The organism is Spirosoma harenae, from assembly GCF_054776975.1.
In genome coordinates, this window is sequence record NZ_BAAHBD010000011.1 from 120,161 (window position 1) to 135,903 (window position 15,743).

Below are 15,743 nucleotides of genomic sequence, written 5' to 3' on the forward strand. Positions count from 1 at the left end.
GACCTTGTTAGTGCCTGTCCTATTTTCGACTAGTCAAATATAGTAACGAAATCTACTCGCCTTTTAGTCGTTTCAGCAGTTCTTCCAGTACCTGTAAATCCAGAACGAGTACTTCACGGGCTTTACTACCCTCAAATGGGCCGACAATTTTAGCGGCTTCCAATTGGTCGATCAAACGACCTGCGCGGTTATAACCAAGTTTGAGCTTCCGTTGAATCAAGGAAGTACTTCCCTGCTGGTGAATGACAATTAACCGGGCAGCTTCATCAAACATGGGGTCCCGATTGCCTAAATCGACATCTTTATCGTCGTCCTGACCACCATTATCACCAACAAATTCAGGGAGATGATAAGCATCGTCGTACCCACGCTGATTGCCAACAAATTCGCAGAGATCTTCGATTTCGTTAGTATCTACAAATGGACATTGCAGACGAATGATCTCGGAATTTGATGATAGTAGCATGTCGCCCATACCTACGAGCTGATCAGCACCACCTGCGTCCAGAATGGTTCGGGAGTCGATTTTCGACGTTACTTTAAATGATAATCGAGCCGGGAAATTCGCCTTGATCAAACCGGTTATGACATTCACAGAAGGCCGCTGAGTCGCTACTACTAAGTGAATACCGATAGCACGAGCCAACTGCGCCAGTCGGGCAATTGGCTGTTCGACTTCTTTACCAGCCGTCATCATCAAATCAGCTAATTCGTCGATAATCAGGACGATATACGGCAGAAATTTATGGCCTTTTTCTGGGTTCAATCGACGTTTTACAAACTTGGCGTTGTATTCTTTGATGTTTCGGCAACCTCCATCTTTCAGCAGATTATAGCGTGCGTCCATCTCGATACAAAGCGAGTTCAGCGTATTAACAACCTTCTTGGTATCGGTAATAATCGGTTCGTCGGAATCAGGCAGTTTAGCCAGGAAATGACGTTCCAGTTTATTAAACAGCGTTAATTCAACCTTTTTAGGGTCAACCAGAACCAGCTTTAGTTGCGACGGATGCTTCTTATAAATGAGCGACGTAAGCAGCACGTTCAAGCCTACCGATTTCCCTTGCCCGGTTGCTCCAGCCATGAGTAAGTGCGGCATTTTGGCCAGATCGGCAACGTAGATTTCGTTGGATATAGTTTTACCCAATACAACCGGCAGGTCGAATTTGCTATATGAAAAAACATCGCTCGTAATCATCGACCGCATCGACACCATTTCGCGATTTTTGTTCGGTACTTCAATACCGATTGTCCCCATTCCTGGCATAGGCGCAATAATCCGGATACCAAGCGCAGCCAAACTTAAGGCGATATCATCCTCAAGACTCTTAATTTTAGAAATCCGTACACCCTTTGCCGGTATGATTTCGTAGAGTGTAACCGTTGGGCCAATTGATGCCTCAATCGAATCGATTTCGATACCGAAGTTACGCAGTGTATTCTCGATCTTCTCTTTGTTGGCCGTCAGTTCATCATCCGAAACCTGCGCTTTCCGATTGTTCTGATACTCCGTCAGAAGATCATTGGTTGGATATTGATACTGTGCCAGTTCAAGTGTTGGATCGTATAAACCGTGAATAGCTACCAGATCGTCCTCTTCAAACGGGTCAGGTTCGAACGTTGGCGATGGAGTGGCACTTAGTTCATCTTCTTCTTCAGCTGGCGGCTGTTCACTCACAGCATCTCGATTCTTGATCGTTAGAGTAACGCCAGTCGTTTTAGCGATTACGTCAGCCGGAGGATTTACAGAGTAGCTATCCTTTTCCTCATCAACAGTGTTTTTTGCTGAATAGCTGTTGAAAGTGTCTTGTGCTGGTTCGGTTTGTGGGGGATAATGCGATTGAAGGTCGGGTTCTTTGTCATCAAACTCCTCCTCTTGATCGGGCTCAAACTCGCTTTCTTCATAGGTTTGAAGCGGATTTCCCGGACGATTACGCGGTTTCGGGATAGTCGGTCGTGGAAAATCTGGCAATTTTATATTCCGAACGTCGAAGAAATAAACCACAAAGGCGAATAGCATAAAACCTATGAACGCCAGATTTCCCCACCCAAAAAGTCCATAAAGCAATACATTCAGTTCATAACCGATTCCTCCACACCAGATGCTGGATGTTTTGACGGAATCTGTTACCAGGACAATATATCCCAAAAATAGGCTGGACCAGAGCGCTACGAACAATAAAGCGGTTGTTGTGCGGCCTAAAGGCAATAATTCTTTTCGAAACGTAAGTTTAAAGCCCGCCAGAAAAACAATAATAGGCAACGCCAGTGCCCCAACACCAAACCAACGAAACACGAATGCATGTGCAATGTAAGCCCCAACTAAACCAACCCAGTTACGGGTTTCACCAATGGCTTTACGCAAAGGCTCTGAGAGCGCAGCGTTTACAACACTTTGGTCGGCGGCCCCACTAGATAGGTAAGAACTAAAAGCGACTAACAAACCTACTGCCGAAACCATCATCAAAACGCCAAGCGTCAGCACCGAACGCTGGTCTGTAAACCAATTATCAAGCGCAGCTCCCCAATTAAACGAAGAACCTCGGGAACGACTCGTTGCTTTAGGATTCGGAATACGGGGGCGCGGTTCGGGACGCTCCGGAGGGCGCCGGAGCGTGTTTTGGCGTGGAGATGTAGTTGGTTGTGCCATATACGTTGGGTTAGGGCGGTAGCAACAAGTAAATGTCCCACTTTTTGTGGAAAAAAAGTCACCGATCAGAAAATATTACCACATTCTATCGAAAGGGATATGCGGCTGTGTTAGCTGACTGCTTAGGCAACGTTGTGCTCGTCTATATAGATATAGTATTGGCTAATTTCTGATTGATGCGTTTAGCGATTGCTGGGCCCTCATAAATGAAGCTGGTGTAGATCTGCACTAAACTGGCGCCAGCATGAAGTTTTTCCTGCGCGTCTTCGGCCGAAAAAATACCGCCAACACCAATAATTGGAAATGCGGCTCCTGATTTTTCATGTAGATATCGAATCACTTCCGTGGAGCGAACCCGTAATGGACGACCGCTAACGCCCCCTGCTCCCATCTGCTCAACAACGGATGGTTCGGTTTTTAATCCGTCACGACTTATGGTTGTATTGGTGGCAATAACGCCAGCAATCCTGGTTTCAGCCACGATAGCGATAATATCATCTAATTGACCGTTCGTCAGATCAGGCGCGATTTTTAGCAGAATAGGCTTTGGCGTGGATTTCTGAAGGTTCTCCTGCTGTAAGGCCGTTAGCAGTTTGGTTAAGGGTTCCCGCTCTTGTAAATCGCGCAAACCGGGTGTGTTTGGTGAGCTAACATTGACAACGAAATAATCGACGGCATCAAATAATTCCCGAAAGCTAATCAGATAATCATCCAACGCATTCTCGTTTGGTGTGTCTTTGTTCTTACCAATGTTCCCCCCTATAATAACCTGATTTCCATTCCGATTACGAGCGAAATGACGCAATCGTTCTGCCGCCGGACCAACACCTTTATTATTAAAGCCCATCCGGTTGATAATACCTCCGTCAGCTTTCAAACGAAATAACCGAGGGCGTGGATTCCCCGATTGCGGCCGAGGGGTTACCGTTCCAATTTCAACAAAACCAAATCCCAAATTACTTAGCTCACTAACCAGTTCAGCATTTTTGTCAAACCCGGCCGCTACACCTACTGGATTGGGAAAAGTCAACCCGAATACGGTTCGGGTTAAACGACTGTCTTCCAGTACGTATAGTTTCCGGCAAAGAGCCGATATACCTGGAATCGATAAGGCTATTTTAAGAAATGTCGTTGCAAAATGGTGAATGCTCTCAGCATCGAAGCGGAATAAAATTGGCAGGATTAAGCGCTTATACATAGCCGCAAAAATACGCCTATAAACCTAAAAGGTTTCTGAAACCTTTAGGTTTACCCAAATAAATCGGAGGATAGGTACCGATCTCCGCGATCGCAGATGATACAAACGATCACACCCGATTGCAGTTCCTGGGCTAATTGAACAGCAGCATGCACCGCTCCCCCACTACTCATACCCGCAAAAACACCCTCAACACTAGCTAGCTTACGCGTCATATCGGTCGCTTCTTCGGCAGATACTTCCATCACACGATCAACCCGCTGCGGCTCAAAAATTTTGGGAAGGTATTCAATCGGCCACTTTCGAATACCTGGAATTGACGAGCCATCGGTAGGTTGGCATCCAACAATCTGAACTGCTGGGTTCTGCTCTTTCAGGAAACGTGATGTACCCATAATCGTCCCTGTCGTGCCCATCGACGAAACAAAATGCGTGATTTCTCCGGCCGTATCCCGCCAGATTTCAGGGCCAGTCGTTCGATAATGCGCCAGGTAATTATCGGGATTGGCAAACTGATTCAGCATGAGGTAATCACCTTTATGGACCTGCTCTTCAGCGTAATCGCGGGCGCTTTCCATCGTTTCGGTCAGAATAACCTTAGCACCAAACGCTTCCATAGTCAGGACACGCTCTCGAGTCGATGTTTCAGGCATTACCAGCTCAATATCAATACCATATAGCCGTGCAATCATGGCCAAAGCAATCCCTGTATTCCCACTGGTTGCTTCAATCAATTTCATGCCGGGCTTTAATTCGCCCCTGGCCAAAGCGCCCTGAATCATGCTAGACGCAGCCCGATCTTTTACACTACCGCCCGGATTATTGCCTTCAAGTTTACCGTATAGTTTAACATTGGGATTGGGATTTAGCCGGTTCAGTTCAACCAACGGCGTATTGCCGACTAAATCAAGCAAAGTTGCCATGCTGATTCGAAAGGATACTTAGTTTAGACTCTCAAGGTGAAAGCAACCCAATTAGTTCGCCAACCGTACTGTGAATTAATTTTTAGCTATTAAAATCGGAATCCGTATTTTTGAGTAATTCCTGCAATCAGTAATTTATTGTTTCAGATTTGAATATTTTTTTCAAGCAGCTAATTGATTGATAATGAATTTTGTTTGAAATTAGTACCGTATAAACGTAAGAGACTTTACTTAATTAGTTAGACTACTCAGAGTTTACTTATTCACACCCCCTTTATTTGTCCATTTCATGAGAGGAACTTTACAGACCAAACCACTTACCAATGTTCATGTCGAGCAAATTGCCGGTCAATTTGCTATGCCTGATCTGATCCTTCCGTTTTGGGGAAGTCGGAAGAAAATGCCTATGCACCGTATTGTGCGATTGGAAGGCGAGGGCAACTACACGCTGTTCCATTTTTCCGACGGCAGCCAGTTAATGGTGTCCCTGACGCTGAAAAAAATGGAGAGTCGACTGTCGCCCAAAGTGTTTGTACGGCCCCACAAAAAAAACATCATCAATCTCCTTTATCTGGAAGCTCTTCACCCCGACCGTCAGCAGTTGAGCGTTAGCCTCGTCAATGGCGACCGCATTGAAGTATCGCGCCGAAAAGCTAGTCGGTTTATTAAACAGGTACGCGGTTTTCAGCAGGAATTATTGATTCTTGACACGGCGACACCACCACCGATGCTGATGGCTTCTTAAAAAAATAAAAACATGCGGCCCCTGGAATTGATCAATTCCAGGGGCCGCATGTTTTCTAAATAAGCTTCCTTATTTTTTCAGCTTCGCTAATTCTTCCTCTCGCAAGGGGCGTCGTAAAATTTTACCCACATTCGATTTAGGCAGTTCGTTACGGAATTCGATTATACGTGGCACTTTGTAGGGCGTCAAATTTTCCCGGCAAAACGCTTTGATTGTATCGGTCGTTAGAGCAGGATCTTTTTTTACCACATAAATTTTAACTACCTCAGTCGATTTTTCGTCAGGTACGCCAATACAGGCTACTTCAGCTACGCCTGGACATTGGGCGACTACATCCTCGATTTCGTTCGGATAGACATTAAAGCCCGACACCAGAATCATATCTTTTTTACGATCCACAATTTTAAAGAAGCCGTCTTCATTCATCACGGCTATATCACCCGTTTTGAACCAGTCGCCCATCATGGATTTCGCCGTCTCTTCCGGGCGATTGTAATAGCCTTTGAATACCTGCGGCCCGCGCGCTACAATTTCGCCTGGTTCGCCAACAGGAGCATCGGAACCATCTTCCCGAATAATTTTCATCTCGGTGCTAGGCCAGGGAATTCCGATCGTTCCGACCCGCACAGAACCGTCAATAGGATTTGAACATAATACGGGCGAGGTTTCGGTAAGGCCATAGCCTTCGCAGGGCGTATTGCCGGTTAATTTAGCCCATCGTTCGGCTACGGCTGTTTGTAAGGCCATTCCTCCCGCCGAGGTAACTTTCAGATAACTAAAATCAACCTCGCCTATTCGGGGATGGTTCAAAAGCCCATTGTAGAGCGTATTAACCCCAGTGAAGCAGGTAATTTTATATTTTTTCAGATCATCAATAAACGCGTTCAGATCGCGGGGATTGGTGATCAGTAGATTCATAGCACCGCTTTTCAAAGCCGCTAATGCATTCGTAGTCAACGCATATACGTGATAAAGTGGTAGCGCAGCCACAATAATTCCTTCGCCATCAGGAACGTTGGCCGGCTTCATCCAATAGTCCTGACATTCAACATTCGAGATAATGTTGCGGTGCGTCAACATGGCTCCCTTCGAGACGCCAGTGGTGCCGCCTGTATACTGCACAAACGCCAGATCACTATTGGCGATGGCAACGGGTTTAAACGGCTGCGTACTTCCGCGACTCAGCGCATCATTGAAGGAAATCGCATCGGGCAATGAATAGGCTGGCACCAGTTTCTTTACGTACTTGACAACCGCATTTACAATCTGTTTTTTCGGAAAACCCAGTAAATCGCCGAGTTGAGTGACGACAACGTGTTTGATATCCGTTCTGTCGATGATTTTTTCCAGATTGCTGGCGAAGTTGGCCAGTATCACAATCGCTTTCGCACCAGAGTCCTTAAACTGGTGCTGCATTTCGCGGGGTGTATACAGCGGATTGGTATTGACAATAGAAAGACCTGCCCGTAAGGCGCCAAACATCACTACCGGATATTGCAACGTATTGGGCATTTGAATCGCCAAACGATCGCCTTTCTGAAGGCCCAGATCATTTTGTAGAAATGAAGCAAACTGAGTCGACAGTTTCTCTAGTTCACCAAATGTAAGCTGTTTACCCATGCAGGCATACGCCGGACGATCGGCAAAGCGACGGCAGCCTTCCTCAAAAAGAGCGGCCAACGACGGGTAGGCATCTGCGTTAATTTCATAAGGGATTCCCTTAGGGTAGAATCGTCTCCAGGGATATTGTTCTATTGCTGATTGCGTGTTCATGCAGAAATGGTTTGAAAGCAAATGTAATCTGCTTTATTGGCTTCGTTAAGGGCTAGTTTGTAATTGGCTGATTTAGTCGCATTAACGGTTGGACTGAATGCATATCCTACAAGACCAAACCAGGAGTTACGCCTATTTATCGGTTAAACTAGTAACTCGCTAAACTGGTCGGTTATTGCCAACAATCATTGATGCGTACAACAAAACTAAGGAAATTGTTCAATTTACAATGCGATTGTTCGAAACCTTTTCTACCTAAATAGAAAAACGCCAGACTAATAAAGCCCGGCGTTTTAGAGACCGTTTGTCCATCTATTTAACCACTTATAAAAGTACAGTTATCCAGATGCAACATAGATGAAGTATATGCGTCATTAATCTGACGCCCCGAAAAGCGTTTAAGTTAAGAAAAGAGTGTTGAAACGCCGGAACATCCATGAGTCCGGCGTTTTTAGTTACCTATGGCAAGGTAATTAATTATTTTTATAAATCATATCCATGTCACCAGCGATATACAAGATCGCATATGGATTTTCTAATCGAGTGCAATGTAAGGATTTAATCTCCTCTTCCACTTTATACCTTTCTCGTTATCCTTCCCAGACGCTGTCCAGCCAATGAAACTTGACTGGAAAATGTGAATGGAGCTCTGTCTACATCCATAAATAGTGATGCGCTGGCATATTAATTGCAGGATTACAGTCAGGGTAAATCAATTTCATAGCCTCACCTAGTTTCTTTTATTACCCATAAATATATCATTAACAGACATTCTATTTAACCCATACAAATAGCTGTATATAAACGCACTAACTATCTCTTAGAGACCAATTTATAGCTACTGTCAATCGTATAATGAAATTTCAGCTAGTGCTTCTATTGGTGGTACTATCAAGTCTTGTCAATGCACAAAACCTGATCGTCAATCCGGATTGTGAGTTGCCATTGGTTACTGGTAAAATACCTTCCTGGACAGAAGTATTTGGCAACCAATGGACGAATAGTTCTGGTACAACTAGTGCGCAACATGGTCAACGTTTTTTCTATGCTGGCGACGTAGCGGATGCCGAGTTGGCTCAAACCATAGCTCTCAATGATTATACCTGTACTATTGATCCAGGAAATCAAAGCTTCCAATTTAGCGCTTACGTAAAAACGTATGCAGAAACTCCTCCCGATCAGCCAATTATCATCATAGAGCTATTAAGTGCTGGCGATGTCCTGCTGAAAAGTCAACGTTTTGATCCTCCTAGATCAACCCTGGATTGGGTACTGGTTTCAGAAGTGATTACAGCGCCAGCGAACACACGAAAAATTAAGATCAGACTGTTAAGCCATCGAGTAACAGGCGTGCATAATGACGGCTATTTTGACAATTTATCATTAACAACTATTCCAACAAACCAAGATCTTAAAATAGAATCGATTAGCTCGCTATCTGCCGGTTGTAATCTAACGAATGGTGCTTTATCGCTCACGGCATCAGGAGGAAGTAACGCTAAGCAATATTCGCTGGATGGAAATACCTTTCAGCTCTTTCCATTTTTTGGGAATCTGGCTAGCGGGAATTATACCGTTACGGTAAAAGATGGCGGCTGCCTCGTTAGCCAGACGGCTACAGTGGGTAGTACCAATCCGCCTACAATCGACAATATACAAACCGCCAACGCGGCCTGCAATCAGGCAACAGGCGCTTTATCGCTCACGGCGTCAGGTGGTAGTGGCGCCAAACAATATTCCCTGGATAACAAACCCTTTCAGATCACTCCATTTTTTGGCAATCTGACCAGCGGAATCTATACTGTTACGGTCAAAGATGGTGGCTGCCTCATTAGTCAAACAGCAACCATAGGTGTTGTTAATCCTCCTAAAATTGATAATATACAAACGGCCAGTGTCGGTTGTAATCTGACAAATGGGGCTTTATCACTTACCGTATCTGGCGGCAGTGGGGCCAGGCAATACTCATTGGATGGAAACAACTTCCAAATTACCCCGTATTTTGGCAATCTGGCAAGTGGAAATTATACCGTTACGGTCAAAGATGGCAGTTGCCTGATTAGTCAGACGATAACTGTGGGAACTCAGGCACCTCCTCATATCGACCGTGTCCAGGTGGCTGATGCAAGTTGCGGGCAGCTAAATGGCTCTTTTATGGCATTCGTTTCCGGAGGAACTGGCCAATTTGTATATTCTATCGACGGACAATCATTTCAACCCAGCAAAACCTTTAACTCGCTGGCTGCCGGAGTTTATACGCTCACTGTAAAAGATGGAACCTGTACATCTATTCAAAGTGTAACGATTGCGGATGTAAATACACTGAAAATTGACCGCATAGATCCTACTGGAGCTAGCTGCGACCAGGCGAATGGGGCTATATCGGTTGGTGCATCTGGTGGAACGGGTAAGTACACTTATTCGCTCGATGGTCAATCGTTTCAAAGCAGTTACACGTTCGCGAACTTAACAGGTGGCCTCTATACGCTTACGGTAAAAGACGCTGGATGTATGACAACTCAGCGTTTTACACTAGCCACTACCAATGCGCCGATTGTCGACTATGTACCGACAAGTGATGCCAGTTGCAATCTGAGCAACGGTGCCCTGACCATTTCCGCCGAGGGTGGTGCTGGAAGGTACACTTATTCAGTGGATGGTCAATCGTTCCAAAGCAGTGCTGCGTTTACGAATTTAAGCGGAGGAACATACACCGTACTGGTGAAAGACGGAGCCGGATGTATTGGTAAAGCAGACGTAACAATTCTTGTATCAAACGATTGTCCCGTTTTTGTACCCGACGCTTTTTCGCCTAATAATGACGGAGTTAACGATTATTTCCGGTTCTATTCAAGTCAAACGACGAATTACACTATCAGACAATTAGTCATCTACAACCGCTGGGGTAACCTTATCTTTTCCAAAGAAAATTTTTCTGTAATGGAACCAGACAATGTTTGGTGGGACGGTACTTTTCAAGGCGAAAAAGTAGACGCTGGTGCGTATAGCTACTCCTTCGACTATATCGATTCAAAAAATAAGTTAACTACCAGACAGGGAATTGTTATGGTAGTACGTTAGCAAAATTTGATATTTTTTGTAATTCTGACCGCAGGGAAAAATCTCAAGCTTGCCTGCGAAGGGACTTTGACCAAGCCGCCGGAGCGGATTCTTCTCTACAGTCAGAATGACAAAAAAATGATAGTATATTCGATTACTTCACGGTTTCGGCTGGAACGCTTCCGCCTGGCAGTAGGCCTTTGCGTTTTAGCAGCGCGTCTGTAAATCGCAGGTCGTTATCGCTGGTGAAGATGCTGAATGGGAGATAAATAAATTGCGCTTTTGCCAGGCCCTTAGTTACTATTTTGGCAATCCAACTAGCTTTTACGTTGGCCATAGCATCGGCGTTATTCAGAAACAGGATGTAAGCCTCTTTGTCTTTGATCACGCTGTCAATCTGGCTCCACTTCAGAATGCCACCCTCTTTTGCATTTATACGCATCAAAATCTGGCGGCTATCAATTTCGTATACATACTTATCAAACAGCGCTTTACTCTGCTCCATCTGCGAAATACCCGTAATCTGAACGGCCCAGAAAAGAACGTATAGAACTGTCAGCAGGACAATAACAATATAAATCCAGTAATTAGGATAGACGTTTGTCAGGCTTAGAACTACATTGAGGAGGATTAACGCCAACGGCACGAAGGCCCATTTCCAATTCTCTTTTACCCATTGACGCAGGGCGATATTGACGTACGTTTTTTGATCTAACGCGTATTTTTTAGTCTTAACAATCATAGTACCTCTACATGAAAGTGCAAAGATACAGGGGATTTACGATGTATGATGTAGGATGTAAGATATATGATATAAGATCGTTGTTGCTAAATACATCACCTATCCTACATCATCCCTATTTTTCATTCTTTTCGGAAGTGCAAAGCATTAATTACGTATCCCTGATTGCTGGTTTGGCGCATCAGTACGTAAACCGAAAAACTCTTTCCATCGGTTTCGTAGGTTCCGGTACTATACCGCATTCGATCGGAGGCTCCCCGGTAGATGAACTGAAAGTCGTGAGGAGGGTATTTGCGGAAGAACGATCGTAAAATTAACTGAGCATGGGTAGCCTGAACAGCTGGAAACTCTACCTTTTCAGTATCGATAACCAGCTCGATCGTTTTGGCAAACCGAGCCGACAGCTGACTAGCATCACCCGTCCGCAGCGAAACGCCAACGGATTGCGTGATATCAGCCTCTGTAGCAAGTTTGCCAGGGAGTAGCCAGATAAGTAGACCCAATATAAAATGCCCAATCGTTTGCATTACTGGTTGAAGCAGCTATCATTTTATTGGACTAATGGCGAAAACTATGCCAACTGACATAGTTGAGTTGTTATTTCGTCGGCTAACGGCTTTTTTACCATCTTTGCGCTCTCAACTCGTTTCTCCGACACGCGCATGCATACCGCTCAATCAACACTTGTTCTGAATAATGAGCAGATCAGTCAGAAAATCAGGCGAATAGCGTTTCAGATTTATGAAAATAATTTTGAAGAGACCGCTGTATTGCTGGCAGGAATTTCGGGAGAAGGGTACGTATTGGCACAAGCATTGGCACGCGAATTGCAAACTATAGCCCCTTTTTCTGTCGATTTGATTTCATTACAATTGGATAAATCTCAGAAAGCACAGCCTACAGTATACCACGATTGTCCGGTGGCTGATTTCATTGACAAAGTAATCGTTGTCGTTGATGATGTGTTATATACAGGCCGAACACTGGCTTTCAGTTTACAGCCGTTCCTGAGCGTGCCCATTCGCAAACTCCAGGTTGCCGTATTGGTTGATCGTAATCATCCACGCTATCCGGTTGCTGCGGATTATAAAGGTTACGAATTAAGCACAACCCTGACCGAACACGTAGAAGTAGTCCTGAGCGATCAGGAGCGAGTAGGTGTTTATTTGGTATAAGCCGATAGTCAGTAAGCCGCCAACGTCAGTTACTGGCGACTACTGACTATCGACTAGTTTACGCTTTCGTTCCGCGAATCAGGCTAATACCGGCGAAGAAGAAAATGCCGCCTAGAATAAGATACACAAACGAAGCCTGAGCGACCCCGCCCTTTGTAAAATCTATTCCTCCGTAAATCAGACCGACTAGACCTATCAGGGTCAGGATGATGCCGAAAATACTTTTAACATTCATTTGTTGAGTTATTATTAGTGAACGATTGTTTTTATATCAATAACTATCGTGAACCAATAACTTCCCAAACTGGCTGATTTTATTTAAGTCGTTTTACTCCAGCAAGACCATAATATCCTCCTTCGTCAATGATTTTACGAAGTTCTCTTCGGTCGTAATCAGGCTTCCAGCTAATTGTTGTTTGGCCCGTTGTAAGGACAATATTTTCTCTTCGACCGTGTTCTTGGCGATGAATTTGTACGTGAACACCGTTTTCAGCTGGCCAATCCGGTGCGCGCGGTCAACTGCCTGCGCTTCAATGGCCGGATTCCACCAGGGGTCCAGGATGAATACGTAATCGGCGGCCGTCAGATTATGCCCCAATCCACCCGCTTTTAGAGAAATCAAAAAGAGCTTTACCGAGTCATCGGTCTGAAACAACTCAACCTGACTTTGCCGATCTGTGGTTGAGCCATCCAAATAAGCATACTTAATTTTTTTCTCTTTCAAATACTGCTGAACAACATTCAGATGCTTAATAAATTGACTGAATACCAAAACTTTATGATTCTCAGTCATAGCACTTTCCAGACGCATCAATACGTCGTCCAGTTTACCGGAATTCCCTTCGTATTCTTCATCAACCATTCTTGGGTGATTCGCAATCTGGCGAAGTTTCGTCAATCCCTGTAAAACAACCATTTGTGACCTGGCCATTCCTTCTTCTTCGATATGCTCCAGAATCAGGTTTCGGTAATATGATTTTGCTTCCTCGTATTGCGCTTCCTGATCGGCACTCATTTCGCAATACAAAACGCTCTCTACTTTTTCGGGCAAATCGGTGGCTACCTGCGCCTTATTCCGCCGAAGCATAAACGGTTTGATCAGGCTGTATAATCGACTTGTCTTCGCTTCATCATGGCGTTTTTCGATTGGAATTTGAAATTCGTTCCGAAAAAACGATTGACTTCCCAGCAAACCCGGATTGATAAACGACATCTGCGACCACAAATCCAGCGTGCTATTTTCCAGCGGAGTTCCCGTCAGGATGAGTCGATACGCCGTATTGAGCTGCATCACTGCCTTTGTAATATGCGACGACGGATTTTTAATTGCTTGTGATTCATCCAGAATCACGTAATTGAATCGATAATCACTCAGCAGATCAATGTCAATTCGCACAATTCCGTATGAAGTCAGAATCAGATCGTAATCGTTGAATTGAGCGGTATTTTTATCCCGATAAGTGCCAGTATAAACCATCACCCGCAGTTCGGGCGTGAATTTGCGGGCTTCCAGTTCCCAGTTATAGAGTAGCGACGTAGGCATTACCAGCAAACTTGGCTCCAGCGCCCCCGCTTCTTTTTGGCCCTGCAACATGGCCAGCGTCATCACGGTTTTTCCTAACCCCATATCATCGGCCAGACAGCCGCCAAACCGATATTGGCGCAGAAAATTCATCCAATCGTAACCCGCCTGTTGATAAGGGCGCAATGTACCGTTGAATTGAGACGGTAACTGAAAATGGTCGATGGCTTCAAAGTCGCGCAGTCGCTCCAGTTTGCGACTAATAACCGTTGTGGCCAAATTATCCCGCTCCAGTTCTTCCACTAAAGCAAGGTGGTGTTTTTGTAGCACCAACCGCTCCTCATCCCCATCGTCGAGGTGTTCCAGAAAGCCAAACAGCTCCGAATATTTAATAAACCAGACGCTCGGAATTACAGCGATCTCTCCATTCGGCAAGGTGAATTCGTGTTTCTTAGCCAGAATTAACTTCCTCAGTTTCAGAAATGGAATCTCAAATTCTCCAAATCGAACGTTGGCGTAGATATCGAACCAGTCGCGTCCTTCCTGAATAGATACATTAATGCTGGAATAGCCTAAAAAATAGCGTTTGGAATCCTGGGAGTTCTGCTGCAGCAAGAAACCAGTTTCGCGCAGTTGCTCACTATTTTCCGACAGCCACGCAAAAGCTTCTGCTTTCGGAAGCGATAATCGCCCATTCCGTAAATCCAGACCAGAATCGCGTAAAAAAGAAAGCTTCTGCCGTTCCAGACGCTGATCCCGGCGAATTTTATGAAAAAGGTATTCATCCCCTTTCTTTTCTAAACTCACGTTTGCCGACGAGCCAATTTTTTCAAAACGAAACGTGAAATCGCCATATTGAAATGCCAGATCGAACACTATACGCTGATCAGGCTCTTCGTCACTCACAAGCGTATCGACATCATCCGAACCGGCCTGAAATATCGGAACAGGCACTGATCGGCTCGATTGTACCATCTCCGAGACCGTTAACACTGGCGTCGGTTCCATAGCCTCATCCCGAATTTCGAACCCTTTGGCATATACGTCATACGATGAGATAAGTTGTGTTACAAATCGTTCGTAGTACTGCTGTTCGATATTTCGAGGGATGATGATGTGATTTTTTGAGAAAAAAGGTCGCAGTTTTTTACCGTCAACTTGCTTACTGAAATGATACAGTCGATTTCCCACCATCATATAAGCGGGCTCATCGCAAATCATCAGGGCATCTTTAAATTGAAATTCAACCCGTTCCGTTTCGGTATACTGCCCAGTTTCTGTAGATCGGACACCGATTGGATAGCGAATAATGGGGAAATAATGGGTCGAATCGGTGTTGCGGACGAAATGAAAATGCACTCGGGCGGGTTCAGGCATCCAGGAAATCTGCTGCCAGGCAGGATTACCGTCGTTGCCCATTATGTAGAAGGGCTTGCCGGGCATCAGCGCCATGATTTGCGCTTTAATTGTTTCCAGATAACCAGCAATTGCCTCCTGAATCAGTTTATCACCTTTTTGGGCATCATATATTTTCAGGAAGAAATCGACGGCTGGCAGTTTACGGGTATTAAACTTTTTAACGATGGTGTCCTGCTGAATACTATCGATGAGTTTAACCAGTTCGAAATCTCGTTCGTCTAACCCTTTCGAAAATTCGCCAACGTTTTGTGTCGATAGCGTCTGGTTCAATAACGTCAGTTCACCCCGGCTGTTACGCTGTACAACGAATGCCTCTATTAAGTATCCAAGAAACTCGTGATCCAGCAGTGAATACACGATTTGAAACGGTTGTAACGGCGAAACTTTCATGCAGGTTACAGTGCTCCTAACTCGTCTTTTCAGACCAGCCGAAACGCTCGTAAAAGGTGAACATCTTGTTAGAAAACCTGAGTGGATGCCAGGTATTGACAGCCTATAAAAAAATAAGCAAAAAACGCTCATTATGAGCGTTTTAG

The 15,743-nt window shown here is 44.9% G+C and carries 11 protein-coding genes; 3 read left to right on the top strand and 8 right to left on the bottom strand.

From position 1 onward, the window contains the following. Window positions 1-52: 52 nt before the first annotated feature. The 3 genes from ACYVE4_RS17270 to cysM all read right to left on the bottom strand — a co-directional run bounded on the left by ACYVE4_RS17270 (window position 53) and on the right by cysM (window position 4,771). Complete coding sequence (locus ACYVE4_RS17270) at window positions 53-2,650, bottom strand: FtsK/SpoIIIE family DNA translocase (protein WP_461041422.1); 2,598 nt, start codon at window positions 2,648-2,650, stop codon at window positions 53-55. Window positions 2,651-2,792: 142 nt separating this feature from the next. Then, window positions 2,793-3,848, bottom strand: a complete 1,056-nt coding sequence (locus ACYVE4_RS17275; protein WP_461041423.1) for a quinone-dependent dihydroorotate dehydrogenase — start codon at window positions 3,846-3,848, stop codon at window positions 2,793-2,795. 50 nt (window positions 3,849-3,898) lie between these two features. Further along, window positions 3,899-4,771, bottom strand: coding sequence for a cysteine synthase CysM (gene cysM, locus ACYVE4_RS17280; RefSeq protein ID WP_461041424.1), 873 nt, complete (start codon window positions 4,769-4,771; stop codon window positions 3,899-3,901). Between the two features lie 289 nt (window positions 4,772-5,060). Here cysM and ACYVE4_RS17285 point away from each other — a divergent pair, with 289 nt between their 5' ends. After that, window positions 5,061-5,516, top strand: a complete 456-nt coding sequence (locus ACYVE4_RS17285; RefSeq protein WP_461041425.1) for a LytR/AlgR family response regulator transcription factor — start codon at window positions 5,061-5,063, stop codon at window positions 5,514-5,516. 69 nt (window positions 5,517-5,585) lie between these two features. On the opposite strand, the gene ACYVE4_RS17290 is transcribed toward ACYVE4_RS17285, so the two are convergent. Continuing rightward, window positions 5,586-7,289 carry an AMP-binding protein gene (locus ACYVE4_RS17290; RefSeq protein ID WP_461041426.1) on the bottom strand — a complete coding sequence of 568 codons (1,704 nt, stop codon included), beginning with the start codon at window positions 7,287-7,289 and terminating at the stop codon, window positions 5,586-5,588. Window positions 7,290-8,144: 855 nt separating this feature from the next. On the opposite strand from ACYVE4_RS17290, the gene ACYVE4_RS17295 reads away from it, so the two are divergent. Next, window positions 8,145-10,370: a gliding motility-associated C-terminal domain-containing protein gene (locus ACYVE4_RS17295; RefSeq protein ID WP_461041427.1), complete on the top strand. Its 2,226-nt coding sequence runs from the start codon at window positions 8,145-8,147 to the stop codon at window positions 10,368-10,370. 133 nt (window positions 10,371-10,503) lie between these two features. Here the strand turns inward: ACYVE4_RS17295 and ACYVE4_RS17300 are convergent, their stop codons facing one another. Continuing rightward, window positions 10,504-11,091, bottom strand: coding sequence for a YcxB family protein (locus ACYVE4_RS17300; RefSeq protein ID WP_461041428.1), 588 nt, complete (start codon window positions 11,089-11,091; stop codon window positions 10,504-10,506). Window positions 11,092-11,213: 122 nt separating this feature from the next. After that, window positions 11,214-11,618 (bottom strand): DUF4783 domain-containing protein, encoded by a 405-nt coding sequence (locus ACYVE4_RS17305; protein WP_461041429.1) that lies wholly within the window; start codon window positions 11,616-11,618, stop codon window positions 11,214-11,216. A 135-nt stretch (window positions 11,619-11,753) separates the two neighbouring features. On the opposite strand from ACYVE4_RS17305, the gene ACYVE4_RS17310 reads away from it, so the two are divergent. Continuing rightward, a complete protein-coding gene (locus tag ACYVE4_RS17310; RefSeq protein WP_461041430.1) occupies window positions 11,754-12,266 on the top strand; it encodes a phosphoribosyltransferase family protein in 513 nt (170 codons plus the stop codon). Between the two features lie 58 nt (window positions 12,267-12,324). Here ACYVE4_RS17310 and ACYVE4_RS17315 read toward each other — a convergent pair whose 3' ends face one another. Together ACYVE4_RS17315 and ACYVE4_RS17320 are read right to left on the bottom strand one after the other, a co-directional pair. Next, window positions 12,325-12,501, bottom strand: coding sequence for a hypothetical protein (locus tag ACYVE4_RS17315; RefSeq protein ID WP_461041431.1), 177 nt, complete (start codon window positions 12,499-12,501; stop codon window positions 12,325-12,327). Window positions 12,502-12,594: 93 nt separating this feature from the next. Beyond that, on the bottom strand, window positions 12,595-15,597 hold the full coding sequence (locus tag ACYVE4_RS17320) for a DEAD/DEAH box helicase (protein WP_461041432.1): 3,003 nt from the start codon (window positions 15,595-15,597) through the stop codon (window positions 12,595-12,597). Window positions 15,598-15,743: the final 146 nt, after the last annotated feature.

What these genes read in the sequence shown, in the direction of transcription:
- ACYVE4_RS17270 (WP_461041422.1), bottom strand. Translation starts at nt 2,650, where the DNA reads ATGGCACAACCAACTACATCTCCACGCCAAAACACGCTCCGGCGCCCT.
- ACYVE4_RS17275 (WP_461041423.1), bottom strand. Translation starts at nt 3,848, where the DNA reads ATGTATAAGCGCTTAATCCTGCCAATTTTATTCCGCTTCGATGCTGAG.
- cysM (WP_461041424.1), bottom strand. Translation starts at nt 4,771, where the DNA reads ATGGCAACTTTGCTTGATTTAGTCGGCAATACGCCGTTGGTTGAACTG.
- ACYVE4_RS17285 (WP_461041425.1), top strand. Translation starts at nt 5,061, where the DNA reads ATGAGAGGAACTTTACAGACCAAACCACTTACCAATGTTCATGTCGAG.
- ACYVE4_RS17290 (WP_461041426.1), bottom strand. Translation starts at nt 7,289, where the DNA reads ATGAACACGCAATCAGCAATAGAACAATATCCCTGGAGACGATTCTAC.
- ACYVE4_RS17295 (WP_461041427.1), top strand. Translation starts at nt 8,145, where the DNA reads ATGAAATTTCAGCTAGTGCTTCTATTGGTGGTACTATCAAGTCTTGTC.
- ACYVE4_RS17300 (WP_461041428.1), bottom strand. Translation starts at nt 11,091, where the DNA reads ATGATTGTTAAGACTAAAAAATACGCGTTAGATCAAAAAACGTACGTC.
- ACYVE4_RS17305 (WP_461041429.1), bottom strand. Translation starts at nt 11,618, where the DNA reads ATGCAAACGATTGGGCATTTTATATTGGGTCTACTTATCTGGCTACTC.
- ACYVE4_RS17310 (WP_461041430.1), top strand. Translation starts at nt 11,754, where the DNA reads ATGCATACCGCTCAATCAACACTTGTTCTGAATAATGAGCAGATCAGT.
- ACYVE4_RS17315 (WP_461041431.1), bottom strand. Translation starts at nt 12,501, where the DNA reads ATGAATGTTAAAAGTATTTTCGGCATCATCCTGACCCTGATAGGTCTA.
- ACYVE4_RS17320 (WP_461041432.1), bottom strand. Translation starts at nt 15,597, where the DNA reads ATGAAAGTTTCGCCGTTACAACCGTTTCAAATCGTGTATTCACTGCTG.